Origin of the sequence: Planctomonas psychrotolerans, assembly GCF_008642235.1 — a bacterium.
In the GTDB taxonomy this organism is placed as follows: Bacteria; Actinomycetota; Actinomycetes; order Actinomycetales; family Microbacteriaceae; genus Planctomonas; species Planctomonas psychrotolerans.
The window spans coordinates 285,451-306,929 of the sequence record NZ_SJEV01000001.1; the positions used below are offsets into that span (position 1 = coordinate 285,451).

Genomic DNA, 21,479 nt, shown 5'->3' on the forward strand with positions numbered 1-21,479 from the left:
GTCCGTGCGGTCGGGCCGGTCCGTGCGGTCGGTGCGCGAGGGGAACGCGTCGCGTGAGTCGCGACGGTTCTCCGTGCGCGGGCGCTCGTCTCTGGATCGCGGCGCGTCTTCGCGGTCGGTCTGCGGCTGCTGGCGATCGCGCCACGACCCACGGGGACGGTCGTCGCGGGGCGGTCGCGCATCGGATGAGCGGTTCGGGTCGTAGCGGTCACCGCGGTCCTGTGCCGGACGCGAGTCGTGCGCACGGTTCCGTTCCTGGTCCCGGTGCTGCGGCTGGTCACGGTCGCGCCACTGCCCACGCGGGCGGTCGCCCTCGCGCGGCGGACGGGAATCGCGGGATCCACCCCGGTCGTTCCGGTCACCCGTTCGATCCGGACGCGGCGTTCCGCGGTCGTAGTGACCCCCACTCCGCGGCTCGTCACGGTCACGCCACTGCCCACGCGGGCGATCGCCCTCGCGCGGCGGACGCGCATCACGCGAGCCGCCCCGGTCACTCCGGTCGCCCGTGCGATCCGGACGCGGCGTTCCGCGGTCGTAGTGACCGCCACCGCGCGGCTCGTCACGGTCACGCCACTGCCCACGCGGGCGATCGCCCTCCCGCGGCGGACGCGCATCACGAGAGTTGCTGCGGTCGTACCGGTCGCCGGACTGCGGCGAACGCGTGTCACGCGAGCCGCCCCGGTCGTACCGGTCACCGCCCTGCGGGGGTCGCTCACCCCGAGTGCGATCCTGACCCTGCGACGAGTCGCGGTCGCGCCACGAGCCCCGCGGGCGATCGCCGTCGCGCGGCGGACGCGCGTCGCGCGAGCCGCCCCGGTCGTAACGGTCACCGCCCTGCGGCGGTCGCGCATCTCGGGAGGCACCACGGTCGTAGCGGTCACCGGACTGCGGCGGACGCGCATCCCGCGAAGCGCCACGGTCGTACCGGTCGCCGGATTGCGCCGGACGCGCGTCGCGCGAGCCAGCTCGGTCGTTCCGGTCGCCCGTGCGATCCGGTCGCGGAGTTCCGCGGTCGTAGTGGCCGCCGTCTTTCGACGCATCGCGATCGCGCCACGAGCCGCGCGGACGGTCGTCGTCGCGTGGCGGACGCGCGTCGCGCGAGGCGCCGCGGTCGTAGCGATCACCGGACTGCGGCGGACGCGCATCCCGCGAACCACCGCGATCGGTGCCCGGTGCACCGGCGCGCGGCGGTCGCGAATCGCGAGACCGCTCACGCCCCTGCGACGGCTTGTAGTCCTGCGGGCGGCTGCGGTCGCGTAGCTGCGCGCTCGGCAACTCGTCGGCATCCTCCCGCGGGGAGGACGACTGCTCGCCCCGCGGCGCACGCTCCTCGCGCGATGTCGACGCGCGGTCCGGCGCGCCGGCCTTCGCGGCGGCATCCGGCGCCTGGGCGGCGCGCGACAGCGTGAGCAGCGAGCCGAGCTCCTCGCGGGTGAGGTGCCGGGAGCGCCCGACGGGCAGCGAGCCCAGGTGCAGGGGTCCGAACTGGCGACGCACCAGCTCCACGACCGGGTGGCCGACGGCCTCGAGCATGCGCCGCACGATGCGGTTGCGACCGGAGTGCAGCGTGATCTCCACGAGCGACGCGTCGCCGCCATCCGGCAGCCCGGCGAGCAGTCGGGCCTTGTCTGCGGCGATGGGGCCGTCGTCGAGCTCGATGCCGCGGGTGAGCGTGGCGATGGTCTGCGGGGTGACCCGGCCGGTGACCTTGGCGATGTAGGTCTTGTCCACGCCGAACGACGGATGCGCGAGCACGTGCGCGAGGTCGCCGTCGTTGGTGAGGATGAGGAGCCCCGACGTCTCGGCGTCGAGACGCCCCACGTTGAAGAGCCGCTCCTCGTACGCGTCGGTGAACTGGGTGAGGTCGGGGCGGCCGCGGCCGTCCCGCATCGAACTGACGACGCCGACCGGCTTGTTCAGCATCACGTAGCGCTTGGTGGTGTCGAGTTGCACGGCGGTGTTGTCGACGGAGATCTTGTCGTTCACCGGGTCGACGCGGCGGCCGGCCTCGGTGACCACGACGCCGTTCACGCGCACGCGTCCGGCGGCGATCAGGTCTTCCGAGACGCGGCGCGAGCCGACACCGGCCGCGGCCATCACCTTCTGCAGGCGCACGCCGTCGGGGTGCTCCTCCTCGGTGAGGGCGTCCCCGAAGCCGAGGGTCTCGTCGGTCGCCGGCTCGGTGTCCCCGAGGTCGTCGGTGTCGTCGTCATCGGACTCGCTGACGTCGCCGTCAGCACGGGATTCGGCGGTTGCGGCAGCGGCGTCCTCGGTGTCGGCATCCTCCTCGTCGAAGTCCGCAGACTCGTCGAAGCCGTCGTCGGAATCGTCGGCGTCATCTTCGGAATCATCGGATTCGTCGGCGTCGCTTTCGGTCTCGTCGGTGTTGGTGTCGACGGAGTCATCAGAAGCGTCACCGTGCGAATCGTTACCGATTTCAACGACGTCGCGCGGGTCACCTTCGTGCTCGTCGACTCCTGGGACGACGGGGTCGACGGACTCGGTCGGCGTCTCCGCGTCGCGCCCTCCCTCGGGGGAGCCGTGCTCCTCCGCATCCGCGGTGTCGTGGGGAAAATCGTGATCGTGTTCAGGGGCCGTCATGGAAGCCCTCCGCTCCGTCGGCCAAAAGTGGCGATATGGGTGGTAGCTCGTCGATCGAATTGATCCCGAGCTGGGAGAGGAGCAGGTCGCTCGTCCCGTAGTGGATGGCGCCGGTCTCGCTGTCGGTGTACACCTCGGAGATGAGGCCACGGGCGAGCAGCGTGCGCACGACCGAGTCGACGTTCACGGCCCGGATTGCGGCGACGGCGCCGCGGCTGATCGGCTGCTTGTAGGCGATGACCGCGAGCGTTTCGAGTGCCGCCTGCGACAGCTTGGTGGGGTTCTGGGTGAGCACGTAGTCGCGCACGACGTCGTCGTACTCGCCGCGCACGTAGATGCGCCAGCCGCCGCCCACCTCGCGCAACTCGAAGCCGCGACGCACCCTCCTACCGCTGGCGGGGGCGGATGCGGTGGTGCTGCCGGGCGCGACCGCGTCCCCGGCAGCGTCGCCGACCCCAGCGCCGGCTCCGTCACCCGCGCCCGCACCCCCGCCATACGGCGCGACACCGTCGTAGTCGGCGACGAGCCGCTCGATGGCCTGGCGCACCACGGATACGGGGCGGTCTACGGCGGTGGCGAGGTGCACGAGGCTCTGGGGCTCGTCGGCCACCATCAGCACGGCCTCGAGGGCGCGATCGACATCGAGGTGAGCGGCCGCGTGCGGCGGGCGCGCATCCGTCACCGAGGTCGCCGACTCGGCCGGCGCGGGAGTGCCCGCGGCCGACGCGTTCGTGTCGGTGTCAGTTGTCATAGTCCGCTCCCAGATTAGCGAGACTCTCGTCGGACCAGACCGCCGCCGTCCAGCGCAGGGTGAGCTCGCCGAGCGGCTCGAGCTGCTCGAAGGAGAGCGCCGCCGCGCGGTAGAGCTCGAGCACGGCGAGGAATCGCGCCACGATCACGCCCTTCTGCTCGGCGCCCGCGATGAGCTCGCGGAACGTCAGCTGCTCCCCCGCCCGCAGCCGCGACACCACGAACGCGGCCTGTTCGCGGATGCTCACGAGCGGCGCGTGCAGGTGGTCGAGCCCCACCGTCGGGATCTCCTTGGGCGTGAACGCAAGGGTGGCGATCGCGGCGAAGTCGTCGAGCGTGACGGTCCAGACCAGCTCGGGCACCGACCGGCGGTACTTCTCCTCCATCCGCACGTTTCGGGCGTGCCGACCGCCCTCCTCGTCGAGACGCGCGGAGAACCACTCGGCCGCCTTCTTGAAGGCGCGGTACTGCAGCAGGCGCGCGAAGAGCAGGTCGCGTGCCTCGAGCAGCGCCACGTCCTCGGCGTCGACGAGCTCGCCCTGCGGCAGCAGCCCGACCACCTTGAGGTCGAGCAGGGTGGCCGCCACGACGAGGAACTCGCTGGCCTGGTCGAGTTCCTTCTCGGTGTCGATGCCGCGGATGAAGGAGATGAACTCGTTCGTGACGAGGCTGAGGCTCACCTCGGTGATGTCGAGTTCGTGCTTGGCGATGAGCGAGAGCAGGAGGTCGAACGGGCCCTCGAAGTTGCCGAGCGACACCGAGAACGGCGCGCGCACCGCGCCCGGAGCGGCAGGCGCCTCGGCGCCCGCGTCCGGCACGGTCTCCACCGCGGTCAGTCGACGCGCGGGCGCTCCGGGGAGCCGGCCCGCCGCATCCTCGCCTCCCGGATCAGGCGACGGCGCCACGCGAAATCAGTTCGCGGGCAACACCACGGTAGGCGTGCGCCGCGGGGTGCTCGGGGGCGAACTCGCCGATCGGCTTGCCCGCCACGCTTGCGTCGGGGAACTTGACGGTGCGGCCGATCACGGTCTCGAGCACGCGGTCGCCGAACGCCTCGACGACGCGCTGCAGCACCTCGCGGGAGTGCAGTGTGCGAGAGTCGTACATGGTGGCGAGGATCGCGTCGAGCTCGAGCGCCGGGTTGAGCCGGTCGCGCACCTTGTCGATGGTCTCGACGAGCAGGGCGACGCCGCGCAGCGCGAAGAACTCGCACTCGAGCGGGATGAGCACGCCGTGGCTGGCGGTGAGCGCGTTCACGGTGAGCAGACCGAGCGACGGCTGGCAGTCGATGAGGATCACGTCGTAGTCGTTGCTCACCTTGCGGAGCACGCTGGCGAGGATCTGCTCGCGGGCGACCTCGTTGACGAGGTGCACCTCGGCGGCCGACAGGTCGATGTTGGCCGGGATGATGTCGAGGTTCTCGATGTCGGTGCGCTGGATGACGTCGCGCGGGTCCTTAATGGAGCCGAGCAGCAGGTCGTACACCGTGGGCGCATCGTGGGTCTGCATCGCGAGGCCGGCGGAGAGCGCGCCCTGCGGATCGAAGTCGACCACGAGCACCTTGCGGCCCACCTCGGCGAACGATGCGCCGAGGTTGATGGTGGTCGTGGTCTTGCCCACGCCGCCCTTCTGGTTGCAGAGGGAGATGATGCGCGCGGGTCCGTGGGAGTTCAGCGGGGGCGGCTGCGGGAACTCTCTGCGGGGTCTACCGGTCGGGCCGAGTACGGGGGCCTCCAGTCCGGGGAGTTCGGCCACACCTTTTCCGTTTCGAGACATACCGTTCCGAGTCACACCGACGCCTTCACTACCTCGCCCGGCTCTCGAGTAGGCCGGTCGTTCCAGTGTAGAACGGGCACGACGCGGGCCCGAACTGCCTCGCCGGGGCCGTCACGATCGGGTCCGGCCGCGCAGGGGCGGGATGGGAGAGGGACGGGACGCAGGGACGGGCGTCGGAACGCCTCCGCCTTCGGAACCGAGCGGCAGGGACGCCGCGAGGATCACCGGGCGGTGAGCACGTCCCGAGCCGAGGCCCAGCGCCGGATGCCGTACCTGTCGTTGTCGAGGGCGTGGAACTTGCCGTCCCCGCTGTACATGTTCGCCAGGTACTGCATGCCCTGCCACGCGGGGAACGCGTCGCCCTTCTCCTTCGACAGCCCCCTGCCGATGCGAGCCATCAGCCGCAGGAGCCGGATGCCGCCCGCGAAGGTGGCGCGGAAGCGCGTGCCGGATACATCGGTCATGAGGGCGGTGAGGTCCCGCGCCGAGACGGTGTCCCCGGCGATGCGGAGGAAGCGGGGAGCCTCGACGTCGAGGGCGGCCTCGGCGATGAACGAGGCGGCGTCGTCCTTCGTGGTGAAGTCCATGCCCTGCGTCGCGCTCCGCCAGTAGAGCACCCGGCGACGGCCGAAGAGGATGATGGGAGCGACACCGGTCAGCATGTCCGCGAATGCGCCGATGAGCACCGACGTCGCGCGGATCGGGGCGGCGTCGAGCCGGATGCGGAAGTCGCGCCGGAGCTGCAGGTTGCGGTTCGAGCCGTCCTGGATCGTCGTGTAGTCGATCGAGTAGTCGGACGGGATGAAACGCGGCACGCCGGCGGCCACGGCGGCGTCGAGCAGCTGCGTCTGGGCCGTGAGGATCACCGGCTCGAGGCCGTTCACGGCGGAGACCACGCAGTCGACGTCGCGCATCGCCTCACGCAGACCGTTTCCGTCGGCGTAGTCCGTCTCCACCACGGCGACGCCGAATGCCCGCAGGCGCTCGACCGCGTGCGAGTCGGTGCCGGGTCGTGTCAAAGCGCGCACGGTGGCATTGCGGGCGAGGAGTTCACGGGCGATGCGGTGACCGAAGTCACCGGTCGCCCCGGCGAGCAGGATCACTGTCATGGGATTCTCGTTTCTGGGACAGGGAAACGTAACACGCGTCGGGCACTCCCCCGCTCCACGTACGTGCCGCGCCAGCCGTCCTCGCACCCGATGAACCTCCCCGCCACACCTATCGGGCTAGAGGCGAGATGCATCCGGAGCGGCGACGCAGACCGGAAGCGGCGAGAGGTGCGCGGCGACGGGAGCGGAATGGTGGACGGTCGCGGGCATGCCTGGTCGGACGGGCTCTTCCGGTTTGGGGTGCTCGCCGCTCCCGACCGCCCTCCCCGCCACACATATTGGGCTAGCGGCGAGATGAATCGGGAGCTGGGACGCGCAATGGAAGCGGCGAGAGGTGTGTGGCGACGGGCAACGGGAGCGGCGACGCGGAACGAGTCCGGCGATGCGGGACGGAAGTGGCGCGTCAGACGCGGGCGCCGCGGGATCGCCAGAGCAGCCAGACGAAGTAGGGCGCACCGATGAGGGCGGTGACGAGTCCGGCGGGGAGTTGCCCGGGTGCGATCGCCGTGCGGCCGATGGCATCCGCGGCGCACACGAGGGCCGCTCCGAGCAGCACCGCCACGGGGATCACGCGGGAGTGGCGACTGCCCACGAGCGCGCGGGCCGCGTGCGGTGCGATCAGACCCACGAAGGCGATCACGCCGACGGATGCCACGGCCGTCGCCGTGAGCGCGACGGCGATGGCCAGGAGTCCCAGCCGGGTGCGCCCGAGATCGAGTCCCAGCAGCCGGGGTGTGTCGTCATCCAGTGCCAGCAGGTCGAGCGGACGGCGCTGCCAGACGAGAAGCGGCACCGCGATCGCCACCGCGAGGAGCACGGGCAGGATCGAATCCATCGACCGCCCGTACGTCGATCCGGACAGCCAGGTGAGGGCCTTCGTCTGGTTGTAGGGGTCGGTGAGCACGATGAGCAGCGTGATGATCGCGAGCGTTCCGGCCGACACCCCCACGCCGATCAGCACGAGCCGGTTCTGCGCGAGTCCCCCGCGCGCGGCGAGCCCGAAGACGAGCAGCGCGGCCAGCGTGGCACCGACGAGCGCCGATCCGGTCACCAGCCAGGCGCTCGCGAGCGGGACCGCGGTGATCACGGCGATCGCGGCCAGCCCGGCCCCGCCGGAGACGCCGAGGATGCCCGGCTCGGCCAGGGCGTTGCGCGACACGGTCTGCACCACGAGGCCGGCCAGCGCGAGCGCGGCCCCGGCGAGCAGCGCGGCGAGCACCCGCGGGATGCGCGCGTTGAGGATGTAGGTGACCGTGCTGCCGGCCTGCCCGCTGACCCAGTTCGCCACGTCGCCGAGGAGGAGCTTGGCATCGCCGAGGAGGACGGCGGCGATGACGATGCCCACCGTCGTGACCGAGAGGAGGAGCATGGTGAGCACGAACCGACGGTGCGACCGCACCCGGGCGAGGGCAGCACCGCCGGTGGTGCCGCTCGAGTCTGTCACCCGGTAGGCGAGCGCCACGAGGAAGATCGCCCCGAGCACGGTCGTCACCACCCCGGTGGGCACCTCGACGCCGGCCTGAGCACCGAGGATCGTGCGCAGCAGCACGTCGGCGCCCACCACGACGACCACCCCGACGAGTCCGCTGAGCGGGAGGAGGATGCGGTGCCGGTGCAGGCCGCGGATGTGCGGCACGAGCAGACGGACGATGGCCGGGGCGCAGAGGCCGACGAACCCGATCGGTCCGGCGACCGTGACGGTGGCCGCCGAGAGCAGCACCGCGAGCACCACCGCGACGGAACGGGTGGCACGTGGGTTCACGCCGAGCACGCGCGCCGTGTCGTCGCCCAGCGCCGTGATGTCGAGCCGGCGCCCGAGCAGCATCAGCCCCGCGAGGGCCAGCAGCACGACCGGTGCCATCTGTGCAGCGGCGGAAATGCCGATCTGGGCGAGGCTGCCGCTCCCCCACGCGAAGAGGCCGGTCGTCTCCTCGGCGAAGAGGATGAGCAGCATGCTGGTGACCGACGACAGGCCGAGCGCGATGGCCGACCCGGCGAGCACCAGGCGAATCGACGTGCCGCCCCCGCCCGAGGACAGGCCGAGCACCACGGCCGCCGCCGCGAGACCACCGAGGAAGGCGACGAGACCGGCGGGCACCACGGGGAGCGCTAGCCCGAACGCGGCCGAGGCCACGATCGCCAGGTGCGCGCCCGCGTTCACCGCGAGCGTGTCGGGGGACGCGAGGATGTTGCGCGACACCGACTGAAGCGCGGCACCGGCCGCCCCGAGGGCCACACCGACGAGGAGTCCCGCCGCGAGCCGCGGGATCCTCGACGCGACGACGACGGCCGCCGCGTCGTCGGTGCCCCGTCCGAGGAGCAGGGCGAGCAGGTCGCCCACGCCGACCGCGGCCGTGCCCTGGGTGAGATGCACCGCCGACAGCGCGACGATGGCCGCAAGGATGCCGATCACGAGGGTCGCGAGCCCGACGGATGCGCGCCCCGCCGGGGCGGACCCCACCGGTGCGGACGGCGTCGGCGTCGGAGGTGCCACTGCAGGGTGTGCCGACACCGGTTTCCGGGTGGCGGGCGGCGTCGGCACCACCACCGCTACGCCGTGAGCGTGGAGACGAGACCGTCGATGTACAGCTCCATGGAGCTCGGTCCGCCGAACATCCAGATGCCGTCGGGCAGGCGATGCACCTTGTCTCCGGTGACGAACGGCAGCGATTCCCAAATCGCGTTCCCGGCTAGACCGGTGGCGAAGGGATCGTCGGCCTCGGCGCCGTTAGTAATGTAGACGAAGTGCACGTCGCCGAGCGCCGTCAGGCCCTCCACATCGGCACTCGCGAGGCCGTAGTCGGGGTCGCCCTCGAGCTCCCAGGGCGTGACGACACCGAGCTGCTCGTTCACCGAGGCGAGCAGGGATCCGCTCACGAACGGACGGATGGAGACCTGGTTCGACGCGATCCACCCATCGGCGAACGCGACGGGTGCCCCCTCGAGCCCGGCGTCGGCGAGGGCGGCCTTCCCGTCGGCGACCGCCGTCTCGTAGCCGGCGAGCACCTCGTCGGCGGCATCCTCGGTGGCCGTCGCCTCGGCGATCAGCTCCAGGTTCTCGTACATCTGCTCGATCTGGCCGTCCGCATCCGCGGAGCGCACGACGAGCACGGGCACGAACTCCTCGAGTTGCGCGATGGCTGCCTCGGGGAGGTCGGTGGTCGCGACCACCAGGTCGGGCTCCAGGGCCGCCACGGCGTCGATGCTCGGCTCGCCGCGCGTGCCGATGTCGGTCACGTCGTCGGACAGCGGTTCCGCTGCCACCCAGGCCGAGTAGCCCTCCGTGTCGGCGGCTCCCACCGGCATGACGCCGAGCGAGACGAGATGCTCGACCACGTTCCACTCGGTCCCGACCACTCGCGTGGCGGGACCGTCGAGCTCGACCTCGGTGCCGCGGGCGTCGGTGAGGGTGATCGCGTCGCCTGACGCGGATGCCGCGGTGCCCGAGGCGGGTTCGGTGGTGCCGCACCCGGTGAGGGCGAGCAGGGCCGCCGAGGCGAGGGCGGTGAGAGGGAGAAGTCGAGCGTTCATCGAGACTGGAGCAGCCTTTCGGATCGTGTGGAGTGACGGCCGACGGCGCGGGTGCGCAACTGGCCGGTGGAGAAGTCGGTGTCGACATCCACGCGGATGCCGTACGTGGCGCTGAGCCGCTCGCTGGTGAAGACCTCGCTCGCGGTTCCGGAGGCGATGACGCGCCCCTCGCCCAGAAGGACCACGGAGTCGGCGACCGCGGCCGCCTGATCGAGATCGTGCAGCACGACACCCACGGTGATCCCGTGCTCGTCGACGAGGTCGCGGATGAGGTCGAGGATCTCGACCTGGTAGCGGAGGTCCAGGTAGGTGGTCGGCTCGTCGAGCAGGAGCACGCCCGTGTCTTGGGCGAGGCAGCTCGCGAGCCAGACTCTCTGAAGCTGGCCCCCGGAGAGCTGGTCGACGCTGCGGTCGGCGAGGTCGTCGACCCCGGTGACGCTCATCGCGTGCGCCACGACGGCGGCGCCGCCCTCGTCTCCGCGGCGCCAGCGGCCGCGGTGCGGGTGCCGACCGAACTCGACGACGTCCCGCACGCACACGCCGCTCGGCACCGGCCGGCTCTGCGCGAGCATCGTCACGCGGCGGGCGAAGTCGCACCGGGCCAGCAACAGCGCATCCGTGCCGTCGTCGAGCGTGACCGCGCCGGACTTCGGCGGGTGGAGTCGCGCGAGCGAACGGAGGAGCGTGGATTTGCCGCTACCGTTGGGGCCGATGAGTGCGGTGACGCGATGCGGCTCCAGCAGGAGATCGGCCCCGTGCACGACGTCGACCGAGTCGTAGGACAGGGTGAGCGCGGTGGCGGACAAGCCCTGCGGCTCGCGTCGGGGTGGCGCCTCGGAGAACATAAGGTAAGGCTAACCTAAACCTAGGCCTCTCTCGAACGTCTGGCCGTTTCGGTCACGAATGGCGGGGTGTGAATGCCAGATGCTTTGCCTACATCCGGACCGTATGGGCAGGTGCACGCCGAGCATGTGCGCTCGTATGCGTGCGCCCCTCTGCCATGCCGGAGTGCGTGCACATGAGCGCTGTAGGTGTGCCTGCGCATGGGCACTGTACGTGCGTGTGGTGCGCGGTGCGCATGCGTGCGTTCAGCGGGCGCGCGGATGCGCCGTGGTGTACATGTCGCGCAGGGTGTCCGCGGTGACGAGGGTGTAGATCTGCGTTGTCGCGACCGAGGAGTGCCCGAGCAGTTCCTGCACGACGCGTACATCGGCACCGCCGGCGAGCAGGTGCGTCGCGAACGAGTGCCGGAAGGTGTGCGGCGAGATCTCGATGCCGAGGTGGGCGCGTTCCGCCGCCGCCCGGATGATGAGCCAGGCGTTCTGTCGCGACATCCGCTGCCCGCGCTGACCGAGGAACAGCGCGGGCGTGGCGCGGCCCTTCGCCGACAGTGTCGGTCGCACGCGCACGAGGTAGGCGTCGAGCGCCTCGCGGGCGAAGCTCCCCACCGGCACGATCCGTTGCTTGTCGCCCTTCCCGACGACGCGGATCATGTCCCCCACGACGGACGCTGAGCCTGTCGACCCCACGGTCCCTGAGCCCGTCGAAGGGACGGTCCCCGATCCTGTCGACCCCACGGTCCCTGAGCCTGTCGAAGGGACGGTCCCCGATCCTGTCGACCCCACGGTCCCTGAGCCTGTCGAAGGGACGGTCCCCGATGCTGTCGACCCCACGGTCCCTGAGCCTGTCGAAGGGACGTTGCGGAACGTCCCTTCGACACGCTCAGGGACCGCATGCGCCTCTCCCCCGGTAAGCACGTCGTCCACGTTGAGTCCGACGACCTCGGAGATGCGCGCCCCGGTGGCGTAGAGCAGTTCGAGCAGCGCGCGATCCCGGAGGGCGAGCGGCTCGTCTCCCGCGGTGGCCGACAGCACGCGCTCCATCTGCTCGATCGTGATGGCCTTCGGGAGACGGCTCGGCAGCTTGGGCGGTCGCACATCCGCGGAGACGTCCTCGGTCACCACACCCTCCTCCTGCAGGTATCGGGAGAACGTGCGCACCGACGACAGCATGCGCGCGGTCGAGGATGCGGTGAGTGGCGCATCCCCGGCTGAGCGCAGGTGCGCGGCGAACCCCGACACGTGCTGTGTGGTGATCGCGGAAGGCGCGTCGACGCCCTCGGTCGCCAGGAAGCTCGCATACCGGTCGAGGTCGCGTCGGTACGCCGCCACCGTGTTCGCGGAGAGACCGCGCTCCACGGTCACATGCCGCAGGTACCGCTCTATGGCGATCGTGAGCGGCGTGCGCACGGGCGCGGACTGCTTATCGGCGGGCGCCCCGGGGCCCGCGTCCGCCGCGTCGGGCGGCGAAGTCACCGGCCCTGGATGCCGAGCTTCGGGTGGCGCGGCCACGGGGAATCCGCCTCGCCGAGGGACTCCCAGTTGCGGGAGCGGGCAGCGGTGGCGGCCAGCACCGCGATGGTGGTGGACGGGTTGTGCAGGCGTCGGGCGAGCACGGCATCCAGCGCCTCATCGAGCGACACCCACCGCGTCTCGATGTCCGCCTCCTCCTCCGTGCGGTCGAACGCCTCGGCGGTGGCGGTGAGGCCCCGCGCCAGGTAGATGCGGATGACCTCGTCGCTTCCGCCGGGCGACGTGTAGAACTCGCTCAACAGGCTCCAGTCGGCGGCCTCGAGATCGGCCTCCTCGGCCAGCTCGCGCTTCGCGGCGTCGAGCGGGTTCTCGCCGGCTTCATCGAGCAGCCCCGCTGGGATCTCCCACTCGCGGTGGCGCACCGGGTGCCGGTACTGCTGGATGAGCAGGACGCGACCCTCGTCGTCCATGGCGAGGATCGCCACGGCACCAGTGTGGTCCACATACTCGCGGGTGATCTCGGCGTCGTTGTACTCGAACACGTCGCGGCGGATGTTCCAGACGACGCCCTCGTAGACGAGCTCGCTGGACACCACCTTCGGCGTCGATGCCTCGTCCTGGATCACGGTCGTCTCCGTTCGGTCGTTTCCCTGCGGTTCCCGAGCCTAGTCACGCCGGTGCCGCGCGCTGCCGCTGTGGTCGCGGCGCACCGTTCCCAGGAGCTTGCGCGGGGCATCACCTCGCGTCCCTTCGACAGGCTCAGGGACCGTGGTGAGCGTTCTCGATGACGGTGACCACACGGCGCGGAAGCTTGTCGAAGGGACGTTACCTCAAGTCCCTTCGACAGGCTCAGGGACCGTGGTGAGCGTTCTCGATGACGGTGACCACACGGCGCGGGAGCTTGTCGAAGGGACGTTACCTCAAGCCCCTTCGACAGGCTCAGGGACCGCGGTTAGCGTTACCGGGCTCGGCGACCACACGGTCCCTGAGCTTGTCGAAGGGACGCTGCCTGAAGCCCCTTCGACAGGCTCAGGGACCGTGATGACAGGCTCAGGGACCGCGCCGTCGGCGGCGCTACTCCTCGAAGAGGCGGCTGGCGTTCTGGCGCTCCAGCGCAGCCTCCACGAGGCCGCTGAAGAGCGGATGCGCGCGGTTCGGCCGCGACCGCAGCTCGGGGTGCGCCTGCGTGCCGATGTAGAAGGGGTGCTTGTCCTTCGGCAGTTCCACGTACTCCACCAGGCGACCGTCGGGCGAGAGGCCCGAGAACCAGAGTCCGGCATCCGCGATCTGGTCGCGGAAGTGGTTGTTGACCTCGTAGCGGTGGCGGTGACGCTCCGCCGAGGTGGGCGCGCCGTACAGCTCGGCGGCGAGCGAACCGTCCGCGAGATCCGCCGTGTAGAGCCCGAGACGCATGGTGCCGCCGAGGTCTCCCCCGGCGAGGATGTCGACCTGCTCCGCCATGGTGGCGATCACCGGGTACGGGGTGGCAGGGTCGAACTCCGACGACGACGCGCCCTCCAGCCCGACCACGTTGCGGGCGTACTCGACCACCATGCACTGCAGTCCCAGGCACAGGCCGAGCGCGGGGATGCCGTTCTCGCGGGCCAGGCGCAGCGCGCCGAGCTTGCCCTCGATGCCGCGCACGCCGAATCCGCCGGGAACGCAGATCGCGTCGAGGTCGGCGAGCTGCTTGATGGCGCCCTCCGGAGTCTCGCACTCGTCGGAGGCGACCCAGCGCAGGTTGACCTTCGCGGAGTGGGCGAATCCGCCGGCGCGGAGCGCCTCGGTGACGGAGAGGTAGGCGTCAGGAAGGTCGATGTACTTGCCGACGAGGCCGATCGTCACCTCGTGCTTCGGCTCGTGGACCGCGTCGAGGAGGTCGCTCCAGCCTGCCCAGTTCACGTTGTCGGCGGTGAGGTGCAGCTGGTCCATGATGTAGGCGTCGAGGCCCTGGTCGTGCAGCATCGTGGGGATGTCGTAGATGCTCGGCACGTCGACCGCGTTGACGACGGCGGCCTCGTCCACGTCGCACATGAGCGCGATCTTGCGCTTGTTGGACTCGGAGACGGGCCTGTCGCTGCGCAGCACCAGCGCATCCGGCTGAATGCCGATCGAGCGCAGGGCTGCGACGGAGTGCTGGGTGGGCTTGGTCTTCTGCTCGCCCGACGCGTTCATGAACGGCACGAGCGACACGTGCACGAAGAAGGCGTTGCCGCGGCCGAGCTCGTGGCGCACCTGGCGGGCGGCCTCGATGAACGGCTGGCTCTCGATGTCGCCGACCGTGCCGCCGACCTCGGTGATGATCACGTCGGGCTGCGGGTCGTCGGTGGCCTGCAGGCGCATGCGGCGCTTGATCTCGTCGGTGATGTGCGGGATGACCTGAACGGTGTCGCCCAGGTATTCGCCGCGACGCTCCTGCGCGATGACCGTCGAGTAGATCTGGCCGGTGGTCACGTTGGCGGCCTGGTTCAGGTTGATGTCGAGGAACCGCTCGTAGTGTCCGATGTCGAGGTCGGTCTCAGCGCCGTCGTCCGTCACGAAGACCTCGCCGTGCTGGAACGGGTTCATGGTGCCCGGATCGACGTTGAGGTACGGATCGAGCTTCTGCATCACCACGCGGAGGCCGCGCGCGGTGAGGAGGTTGCCGAGGCTGGCCGCGGTGAGACCCTTGCCCAGGGAGGAGACGACACCACCTGTAACAAAAATGTGCTTCGTCGTCTTGCTCGACCTGTCCGCGCTCTGAGTATCCGCCACGGGCTTCGATCCTATCCCAGCTTCACAGGACGCGGGACCGGCGAGCCGAGCGGCGGCGCAGCCGGATGCGAGCGGCGGTGCAGCGGGCGGTGCAGAGTGGACGGGTGAGCAATGACGACACCGGGCAGAGGCCCGCCCTCCGCTTCCACTCCACCGTGCTCGACGCACCGGACGCCAACGAGCTCGCCGCCTTCTACCGCCGACTGCTCGGCTGGGAGACGCGCACGGACGAGCCCGGCTGGGTCACGCTGGCCGCACCCGGTGGAGGTGCCGGACTCTCGTTCCAGACCGAGGACGCCTACGTGCGGCCGGTCTGGCCGGCGGGACCGGGTGACCCGCAGATGTCGATGCACCTCGACATCGCCGTGGACGACCTGGATGCGGCGAGCGCCCACGCGGTCACAGCCGGCGCCACGGTGGCCGAGTTCCAGCCCCAGGATGACGTGCGCGTGCACCTCGACCCCGCGGGGCATCCGTTCTGCCTCTTCCTCGACGCGTAGGCGCGCCGATACGACGCCACGGGTGACCGCTACGGCCAGTGCGCCGCCTCGAGCACGGCGGCGGCCGCCTCGGCGACGGTGAGGTGCGTGGCATCCACCACGGCGTCCTCGAGCGACGCCTCATCGAGGACGCCCTGCAGTTCCCCCGCACGCTCCAGGTGCCACGCGAGGTGCGCGTCGTGGGCGGCGTGCCGCCCGCCGAGGCGCTCCCGCACCACGTCGAGATCCACATCGATGCGGCACACGGTGAGGTCGCCTGTCGCCTGCTCGTACTGGGCGCGACCCTCGGCCGTCTCCATCACACCCGCGAGCACCACGTGCGTGACGCCCGCATCACGGTAGGTCCCGAGCATCAGCCGCAGGTTGGCGAGCTCGACCCGGTTGTTGAACGGGTCGTCGTCCGGGGCCGGCCACGTGTTGCGCAGCCAGTCGAGGTCGATGACCGCATTCGGCACGCTCCGGTCGCTGAGCAGGTCCCCCACCGCATCCGCGACGCTCGTCTTGCCGACGCCCACCGTGCCGTTGAGGAAGAGCGCGCGCATGGCCGTCCTGTCCGTCGGGACGGCTACTCGACGAAGACGCCGGCGAGCGTCTTCTTGCCGCGACGCAGCACGGCGAAGCGTCCGCCGAGCAGTGCACCGTCGAGCGTGGCCTCGGCCGACGCCACCTTGGCGTTGTTGAGGTAGACGCCGCCCTCGGCGACGGCCCGGCGTGCTGCGCTCAGGCTCGGGGTGAGGCCCGTCGACACCAGCAGGTCGAGCACCGCGGATGCGGCGGGCGCCGTCACGTGCGGAAGCTCGCGGAGCGCCGCCTCGAGCGTCGCCACGTCGAGCGCGGCGAGCTCGCCCTGGCCGAACAGCGCGGACGACGCGGCGATGGCGGACTCGGTGGCCTCCGCACCGTGGACGAGCGACGTGACCTCCCAGGCGAGCGTGCGCTGCGCCTCTCGACGGAACGGCTCGCTCTCCACCACACCCGCGAGACGCTCGATCTCGGCGCGCGGCACGAAGGTGAAGACCTTGAGCCGGTCAATCACGTCGGCGTCGTCGGTGTTCAGCCAGAACTGGTACATGGCGTAGGGGCTCGTCATGGCGGGGTCGAGCCACACGGCGTTGCCCTCGCTCTTGCCGAACTTGGTGCCGTCGGAGTTGGTGATGAGCGGGGTGCCGATGGCGTGCACACTCGTGCCCTCGGCCCGGTGGATGAGGTCGGTGCCGCTCGTGAGGTTGCCCCACTGGTCGCTGCCACCAGTCTGCAGCACGCAGTCGTAGTGGCGGAACAGTTCGAGGTAGTCCATGCCCTGCAGGATCTGGTAGCTGAACTCGGTGTAGCTGATGCCCGCGTCGGAGTTGAGGCGCGCGCTCACGGCGTCCTTCTTGAGCATGGTGCCCACGCGGTAGTGCTTGCCGATGTCGCGCAGGAAGTCGATGGCCGACATCGGCGCGGTCCAGTCCAGGTTGTTCACGAGCCGGGCCGCATTGTCGCCCTCGAAGCTCAGGAACTTGGACACCTGGCCCTGCAGGTAGCTCACCCACTCGGCCACGATCTCCGGGGTGTTCAGCGTGCGCTCAGCGGTGGGCTTGGGGTCGCCGATGAGACCCGTCGAACCGCCGACGAGACCGAGCGGCCGGTGACCGGCGAGCTGGAGGCGGCGCAAGAGGAGCAGCTGCACGAGATTGCCGAGGTGGAGGCTCGGCGCTGTCGGGTCGAACCCGCAGTAGTAGGTGATCGGCGGGCCGGCGAGCAGCGCGCGCAGGGCATCCGCATCGGTCGAGACGTGCACATACCCGCGCCACACGATCTCGTCCCAGATATCGGCGAACGAGTCGTCGTTCTGCTGCGTGCGGAGGGCATCGGATGCGGGAGCTGACACGAGAGTCGAGACTACCAGCGGGTCCCGACCGCCCCCCTCTCCCGCTGTCGTGCTGCCCACGTCCTCGCACCTCCTCCACGGGGCCGGATGCGGTGACGGTGGTGGGTTATACGCTGGCGCCATGAGCAGCCAGATCCGGTCCACCGGCACCATCAGTCAGCGGAACATCGTCACGGGCATCGTCGTCTGCCTGGCCGTCGTGGTCCTCGGCTATCTGGGTGGTCGCCTGATCGCCGGGTATCTCGGTGCCGACCGAGCCGAAGTTGGTCCGCACACGTACCTCACCGCGTCGCTCGGGATGCTGTTCATCGCCTTCTTCGTCTTCGCCGCGGTGGTTGCTCTCCGCCTCCGTCGCCTGGCTGCGTCGTCCACTGCGGCACCGACCGCGACATCGCCAGGACTTCGGATCACCGCGGTGGTGTTCGCCCTCGCCGCTCTGTTCGCCGCGGCTGTCGTGTTCACGCAGGTCGTTGCAGCGATACCGGGATCGCTGTGAGCGGATGTCCACGCCAGCGTGCGTCCCGATCAACTCTGCATAATTGATCACAGTCGGTCAATGCTCTAGGCTTGACTTCGTGAACTCAAGTCTGCGGACTTGACCGTATCGAATTGATCGGAGGCGCGTTGTTCGTCATCACGGCAGACCAGAAAGACAGTCGGAGCGACGTCGACCGCGCCGGAACGGTGCTCGATGATCTGAATCGGGATTTCGCGAATGCACTCGCGCTTCCCGTGGATCGCACCGCCGGAGACGAGATCCAGGCGCTCGTCTCCGACGCGGCCGACGCGCTCACCCTGGTGCTCGACCTCACCCGGCGGGAGCGCTGGAGCGTCGGACTCGGGATCGGTGACGTGCGGACTCCCCTGCCCTCCGCGACGCGGGAGGCGACCGGGTCTGCTTTCATCGCCGCGCGGGATGCCGTGGAGGCGGCGAAGAGGTCGCCCACCCGCTTCGCGCTGGTGGTGGCGCCGCCCTCAGCCGATGACGGCGACGGCTACGGCGACGGCGATGGCGCATCCGAGGAGTCCGGATCCGATTCCGAGTTGGGAGCCCGGTCGTCTGCAGCACTGACAGCCGTCACCGGCGAAGAGGTGGAGGCGCTCGTCACGCTGTTGCTCGCCGCACGGGACCGGCGCACGCCGCAGGGGTGGGAGGTCGCCGACCTCCTGCAGACCATCGACTCGCAGAAGCACGTCGCCACGGCGCTCGGCGTGAGTCCTCAGGCGGTGAGCACCCGCGTGCGCACGAGCGGATGGCGCACCGAGAAGGCCGCACTGCCCGGCCTCGTGAAGCTGCTCGCGAGCCTCGACTCGGCCACAGCAGCATCGGCAGAGCCGGCACCGTCGTGAGAGGAACAACCGCATGATCCTTCCCACCGTGCCGATCACCGTGCTCGACGTGGTGCTGTGGGCGGCCATCCTGCTGCTGGCCGTGGCGTCGCTGACCCTCGCGTCGGTCGCGATCCGTCGCCCTCGCCGCCCCATCGTCTACGCCGCCGCCGGAACGCTCGTCACCGCACTGGTCTGCGCCGCGCTCCTCACCGTTCCCACGCCGGGCCCGATCGAGACGGTGGTCACGCTCATCATGGTGACCCTCGCGGTGATCGGTGGCGGCACGATGGCCAGCACGGTGCTCGACATCGCCACCGGCGGAAGTGTGACGCGAGGGTTCCACGGCGGCATCCTCGTGGCGGCGCGCGGGCATCCCGGCGACTCCCCCACCGCGGCACCGCAACGTCGGGAGATCATGCGGGGTGGCGCCACCATCGGAGTACTCGAGCGCCTGTCGGTGGCGGCGGTGATCCTCGCCGGCTATCCGGAGGGTCTCGCCGTGATCATCGCCATCAAGGGCGTCGGCCGGTTCACCGAACTCGGGGAGGCAGCGGAGGCCCGCGAGCGCTTCATCATCGGCACGCTCACCAGTTGGCTGTGGGCCGCGAGCTGCGCCGGCGTGGTGCTGCTGCTGCGCTGACGGCGACGACGACGGGCACGGCGACGGCGACGGGGACGGCGACGCGCACGACTAGCCGTGCAGGAAGTCGGTGCGGGGTGGGGTGCTCTCCGGCTCGAGGAGAACTCTCACGACCGGGCTCGGGTTCCCTGCGGGCACAGTCGGCGGATCGACGTGGAGGGCTTCTGACGTCTGCGTCCAGGGCACGGGCCCGGCCGCACCGAGGATCGTGACGTCCTTGATCTTGCGGTGCAGAAGGCCGGACCCTCGACCGAATGCACGAATGGTAACGCTGGGCTCGGTGGGTGCGGCGAGCGGAATCGCGTACACGTAGTCGCCCGTGACGTCGGCGCGGGAGGTGAAACGAAAATCTGCGGCGGTGTACGCGGGGGCGTCGCCGTCGACGAAGGAACCGACCGCGATCTCCGTCGGTCCCTCCGAGGCGATCAGCCAGGGCCGGGTTCCGTAGATCGACTCTCCGTTCGTCGTCAGCCAGTGGCCGATGCCCTCCAGAATGGCCTGCTCCGCGGCCGGGATGGTGCCGTCGGGCCGGGGTCCGACGTTGAGCAGCAGCACGCCGTTCTTCGACACCACGTCGGCCAATTCAGCGATCAATTCGTCGACCGTCTTGTAATCGTGATTGTCGACCCAACACCAGGCGGTCTTCGACACCGAGGTGTCGTTCTGCCAGACGGTCGGCCGGATGCCGCCCAACGTGCCGCGCTCGACGTCGTAGACGGCCGATCCGTCGGCGAACGCATCCCACTTGTAGTTGATGACGACCCCTCGGCCCCATTGCTGCGCTCGGTTGTAGTAGTACGCCGCGAGCTGCAGCACATAGGGCGCGAAGGCCGGCTGCTCGATCCACCAGTCGAACCAGAGCACCTGGGGGCGATAGGTGTCGATGATCTCGACCGTCCGGAGGAGCCAGTCCTCGAGGAATCGCTCGTTCGGGGCCGTTTCTTCCCGCTGGGCCGGCCCATAGAAGTCCACGAATTCGGGATCCAGCACGTCCGAAGCGAATCGGGCTCCGCCGTTCATGAAGAACCAGTGTTCAGCCCGGTGGGATGACGCGCCCCGAACCATCCAGGCCCGGTCCGTTGCGGCCGAGAGTTCACCGAACACATCGCGTCGTGGGCCCATCCTGGCGGCGCTCCAGCGGGAGCGCTGGGTGTCGTACATCGCGAAGCCGTCGTGGTGCTCCGCGACCGGCACGACGAACTGCGCGCCGGCGCGGCGGAACAGTGCCGCCCACTCGTCGGCATCGAAACGGTCCATGGTGAAGGACGGGATGAAGTCCTTGTAGCCGAACTCCGACTGCGACCCGTGGGTGGCGACATGGTGGTCGAACTCCGGGCTGCCCTCGAGGTACATGTTGCGCGAGTACCACTCGTTGTTGAATGCGGGCACCGAGTAGACGCCCCAGTGCAGAAAGATGCCGAACTTGGCATCTTCGTACCAGCGGGGCGGCTCGTACGACTGCAGGGAATCCCAGTCGTCGGAGAACGGGCCATCGTCGATGACGGCGCGGACGCGGGCGAGCGCCGCAGTGTTGTCGGACACGTCGACGCGGTCGGGAAGGCTCGACGCGTCGAGGGGAGGAAGTCGATCCATCATGGCTGGGTCCTTCGTTTCGGGCACCGGGGTGACGAGCGCGTGCAGTGCGGGTGGGCGGAGCCGGGGCGCGGGTTCACGGACCGGGGTCAGGGGGCGGCGAGCTTGTGGCGGCGGTAGGGCGACACCGTGCGATCGCCCGGCACCCAGAAGCGCCACGAGTACTCGGTCGATCCGCCCGCGCCCGATACGCCCACACGCGGACCGGTCTCGTGCGGCACCGGATGCTCGGGCAACGTCAGCGTGTAGGGCGGCACGGTGAGGGAACTGCCGCCGTCGGCGAGGGCGATCCCGAGCGCGACCGTCAGACGAGCGGGCCCGCGGGCGAGATCGCGATCGGGAACGTGCGCGCCCCGGCGCTGTCGCGCCAGCTCCACGCCCTCCACCACCTCTCCGGCACGCACCAGCAGACCCGACGCGGTGCCCTCCGGCGAGCACACGATGTTCGCGCACACGTGCATCCCGTAGGTGAAGTAGGTGTACAGATGCGCGGGCGGCCCGAACATCACCGCGTTGCGCTTGCCCTTGCCCCGGAACGCGTGAGAGCCGGGGTCGTGAGCACCGAGGTACGCCTCGAGCTCGGTGATCCGCAGCGACACCGACCCGTCCGGGGTGTCATGGGTGAGGATGCCACCCAGCACCAGCGGCGCGACATCGACGGCGGGGCGCTCGAGCAGGACGGGAAGATCGGCGGCGGGGTTCACGTCG

General features: G+C 70.2%; 18 protein-coding genes and 1 pseudogene. 4 read left to right on the plus strand and 15 right to left on the minus strand.

Features of this window, described 5'->3' with window-relative positions:
* Positions 1-1,380: 1,380 nt before the first annotated feature.
* The 11 genes and pseudogenes from EY822_RS15220 to EY822_RS01260 all read right to left on the minus strand — a co-directional run.
* A pseudogene (locus EY822_RS15220) lies at positions 1,381-2,097 on the minus strand (pseudouridine synthase); the annotation flags it as partial.
* A 490-nt stretch (positions 2,098-2,587) separates the two neighbouring features.
* The gene (scpB, locus tag EY822_RS01205; protein ID WP_150306604.1) at positions 2,588-3,352 is read right to left on the minus strand and encodes an SMC-Scp complex subunit ScpB; all 765 of its coding nucleotides are present in this window, start codon (positions 3,350-3,352) and stop codon (positions 2,588-2,590) included.
* Positions 3,342-4,178, minus strand: a complete 837-nt coding sequence (locus tag EY822_RS01210; RefSeq protein ID WP_406610292.1) for a segregation and condensation protein A — start codon at positions 4,176-4,178, stop codon at positions 3,342-3,344. Before EY822_RS01210 ends, scpB begins: the two co-directional genes overlap by 11 nt.
* A 61-nt stretch (positions 4,179-4,239) precedes the next feature.
* Positions 4,240-5,127 carry a ParA family protein gene (locus EY822_RS01215; RefSeq protein ID WP_150306605.1) on the minus strand — a complete coding sequence of 296 codons (888 nt, stop codon included), beginning with the start codon at positions 5,125-5,127 and terminating at the stop codon, positions 4,240-4,242.
* A gap of 221 nt (positions 5,128-5,348) precedes the next feature.
* Positions 5,349-6,236, minus strand: a complete 888-nt coding sequence (locus tag EY822_RS01220; RefSeq protein ID WP_150306606.1) for an NmrA family NAD(P)-binding protein — start codon at positions 6,234-6,236, stop codon at positions 5,349-5,351.
* A gap of 403 nt (positions 6,237-6,639) precedes the next feature.
* The gene (locus tag EY822_RS01225) at positions 6,640-8,730 is read right to left on the minus strand and encodes an iron ABC transporter permease (RefSeq protein ID WP_150306607.1); all 2,091 of its coding nucleotides are present in this window, start codon (positions 8,728-8,730) and stop codon (positions 6,640-6,642) included.
* A 56-nt stretch (positions 8,731-8,786) separates the two neighbouring features.
* The gene (locus EY822_RS01230; protein WP_150306608.1) at positions 8,787-9,767 is read right to left on the minus strand and encodes an ABC transporter substrate-binding protein; all 981 of its coding nucleotides are present in this window, start codon (positions 9,765-9,767) and stop codon (positions 8,787-8,789) included.
* The gene (locus tag EY822_RS01235; RefSeq protein ID WP_150306609.1) at positions 9,764-10,612 is read right to left on the minus strand and encodes an ABC transporter ATP-binding protein; all 849 of its coding nucleotides are present in this window, start codon (positions 10,610-10,612) and stop codon (positions 9,764-9,766) included. The genes EY822_RS01230 and EY822_RS01235 overlap by 4 nt, the downstream gene beginning before the upstream one ends.
* 243 nt (positions 10,613-10,855) lie before the next feature.
* Positions 10,856-12,082 carry a site-specific tyrosine recombinase XerD gene (locus EY822_RS15535; RefSeq protein ID WP_264673998.1) on the minus strand — a complete coding sequence of 409 codons (1,227 nt, stop codon included), beginning with the start codon at positions 12,080-12,082 and terminating at the stop codon, positions 10,856-10,858.
* Entirely contained in the window at positions 12,079-12,705 is a 627-nt protein-coding gene (locus tag EY822_RS01255) for an NUDIX domain-containing protein (RefSeq protein ID WP_150306610.1), read from the minus strand. Before EY822_RS01255 ends, EY822_RS15535 begins: the two co-directional genes overlap by 4 nt.
* A 448-nt stretch (positions 12,706-13,153) precedes the next feature.
* Positions 13,154-14,833 carry a CTP synthase gene (locus EY822_RS01260; RefSeq protein WP_150306611.1) on the minus strand — a complete coding sequence of 560 codons (1,680 nt, stop codon included), beginning with the start codon at positions 14,831-14,833 and terminating at the stop codon, positions 13,154-13,156.
* A 104-nt stretch (positions 14,834-14,937) separates the two neighbouring features.
* Here EY822_RS01260 and EY822_RS01265 point away from each other — a divergent pair, with 104 nt between their 5' ends.
* Complete coding sequence (locus EY822_RS01265; protein ID WP_227496927.1) at positions 14,938-15,333, plus strand: VOC family protein; 396 nt, start codon at positions 14,938-14,940, stop codon at positions 15,331-15,333.
* A 29-nt stretch (positions 15,334-15,362) separates the two neighbouring features.
* Here the strand turns inward: EY822_RS01265 and EY822_RS01270 are convergent, their stop codons facing one another.
* Together EY822_RS01270 and tyrS are read right to left on the minus strand one after the other, a co-directional pair.
* Positions 15,363-15,875, minus strand: coding sequence for a hypothetical protein (locus EY822_RS01270; protein ID WP_150306613.1), 513 nt, complete (start codon positions 15,873-15,875; stop codon positions 15,363-15,365).
* A 23-nt stretch (positions 15,876-15,898) separates the two neighbouring features.
* Entirely contained in the window at positions 15,899-17,206 is a 1,308-nt protein-coding gene (gene tyrS, locus EY822_RS01275) for a tyrosine--tRNA ligase (RefSeq protein WP_227496928.1), read from the minus strand.
* A 121-nt stretch (positions 17,207-17,327) separates the two neighbouring features.
* Here tyrS and EY822_RS01280 point away from each other — a divergent pair, with 121 nt between their 5' ends.
* From EY822_RS01280 to EY822_RS01290, 3 genes are all read left to right on the plus strand, one after another.
* Positions 17,328-17,702 carry a hypothetical protein gene (locus tag EY822_RS01280; RefSeq protein ID WP_150306615.1) on the plus strand — a complete coding sequence of 125 codons (375 nt, stop codon included), beginning with the start codon at positions 17,328-17,330 and terminating at the stop codon, positions 17,700-17,702.
* Between the two features lie 113 nt (positions 17,703-17,815).
* A complete protein-coding gene (locus tag EY822_RS01285) occupies positions 17,816-18,556 on the plus strand; it encodes a DNA-binding protein (RefSeq protein ID WP_319803454.1) in 741 nt (246 codons plus the stop codon).
* A 13-nt stretch (positions 18,557-18,569) separates the two neighbouring features.
* Positions 18,570-19,178, plus strand: a complete 609-nt coding sequence (locus EY822_RS01290) for a hypothetical protein (protein WP_150306616.1) — start codon at positions 18,570-18,572, stop codon at positions 19,176-19,178.
* Positions 19,179-19,229: 51 nt separating this feature from the next.
* Here the strand turns inward: EY822_RS01290 and EY822_RS01295 are convergent, their stop codons facing one another.
* Both EY822_RS01295 and EY822_RS01300 read right to left on the minus strand, forming a co-directional pair.
* Positions 19,230-20,774 carry an alpha-L-fucosidase gene (locus EY822_RS01295; protein WP_150306617.1) on the minus strand — a complete coding sequence of 515 codons (1,545 nt, stop codon included), beginning with the start codon at positions 20,772-20,774 and terminating at the stop codon, positions 19,230-19,232.
* 86 nt (positions 20,775-20,860) lie between these two features.
* Entirely contained in the window at positions 20,861-21,475 is a 615-nt protein-coding gene (locus EY822_RS01300; RefSeq protein ID WP_227496929.1) for a DNA-3-methyladenine glycosylase, read from the minus strand.
* Positions 21,476-21,479: the final 4 nt, after the last annotated feature.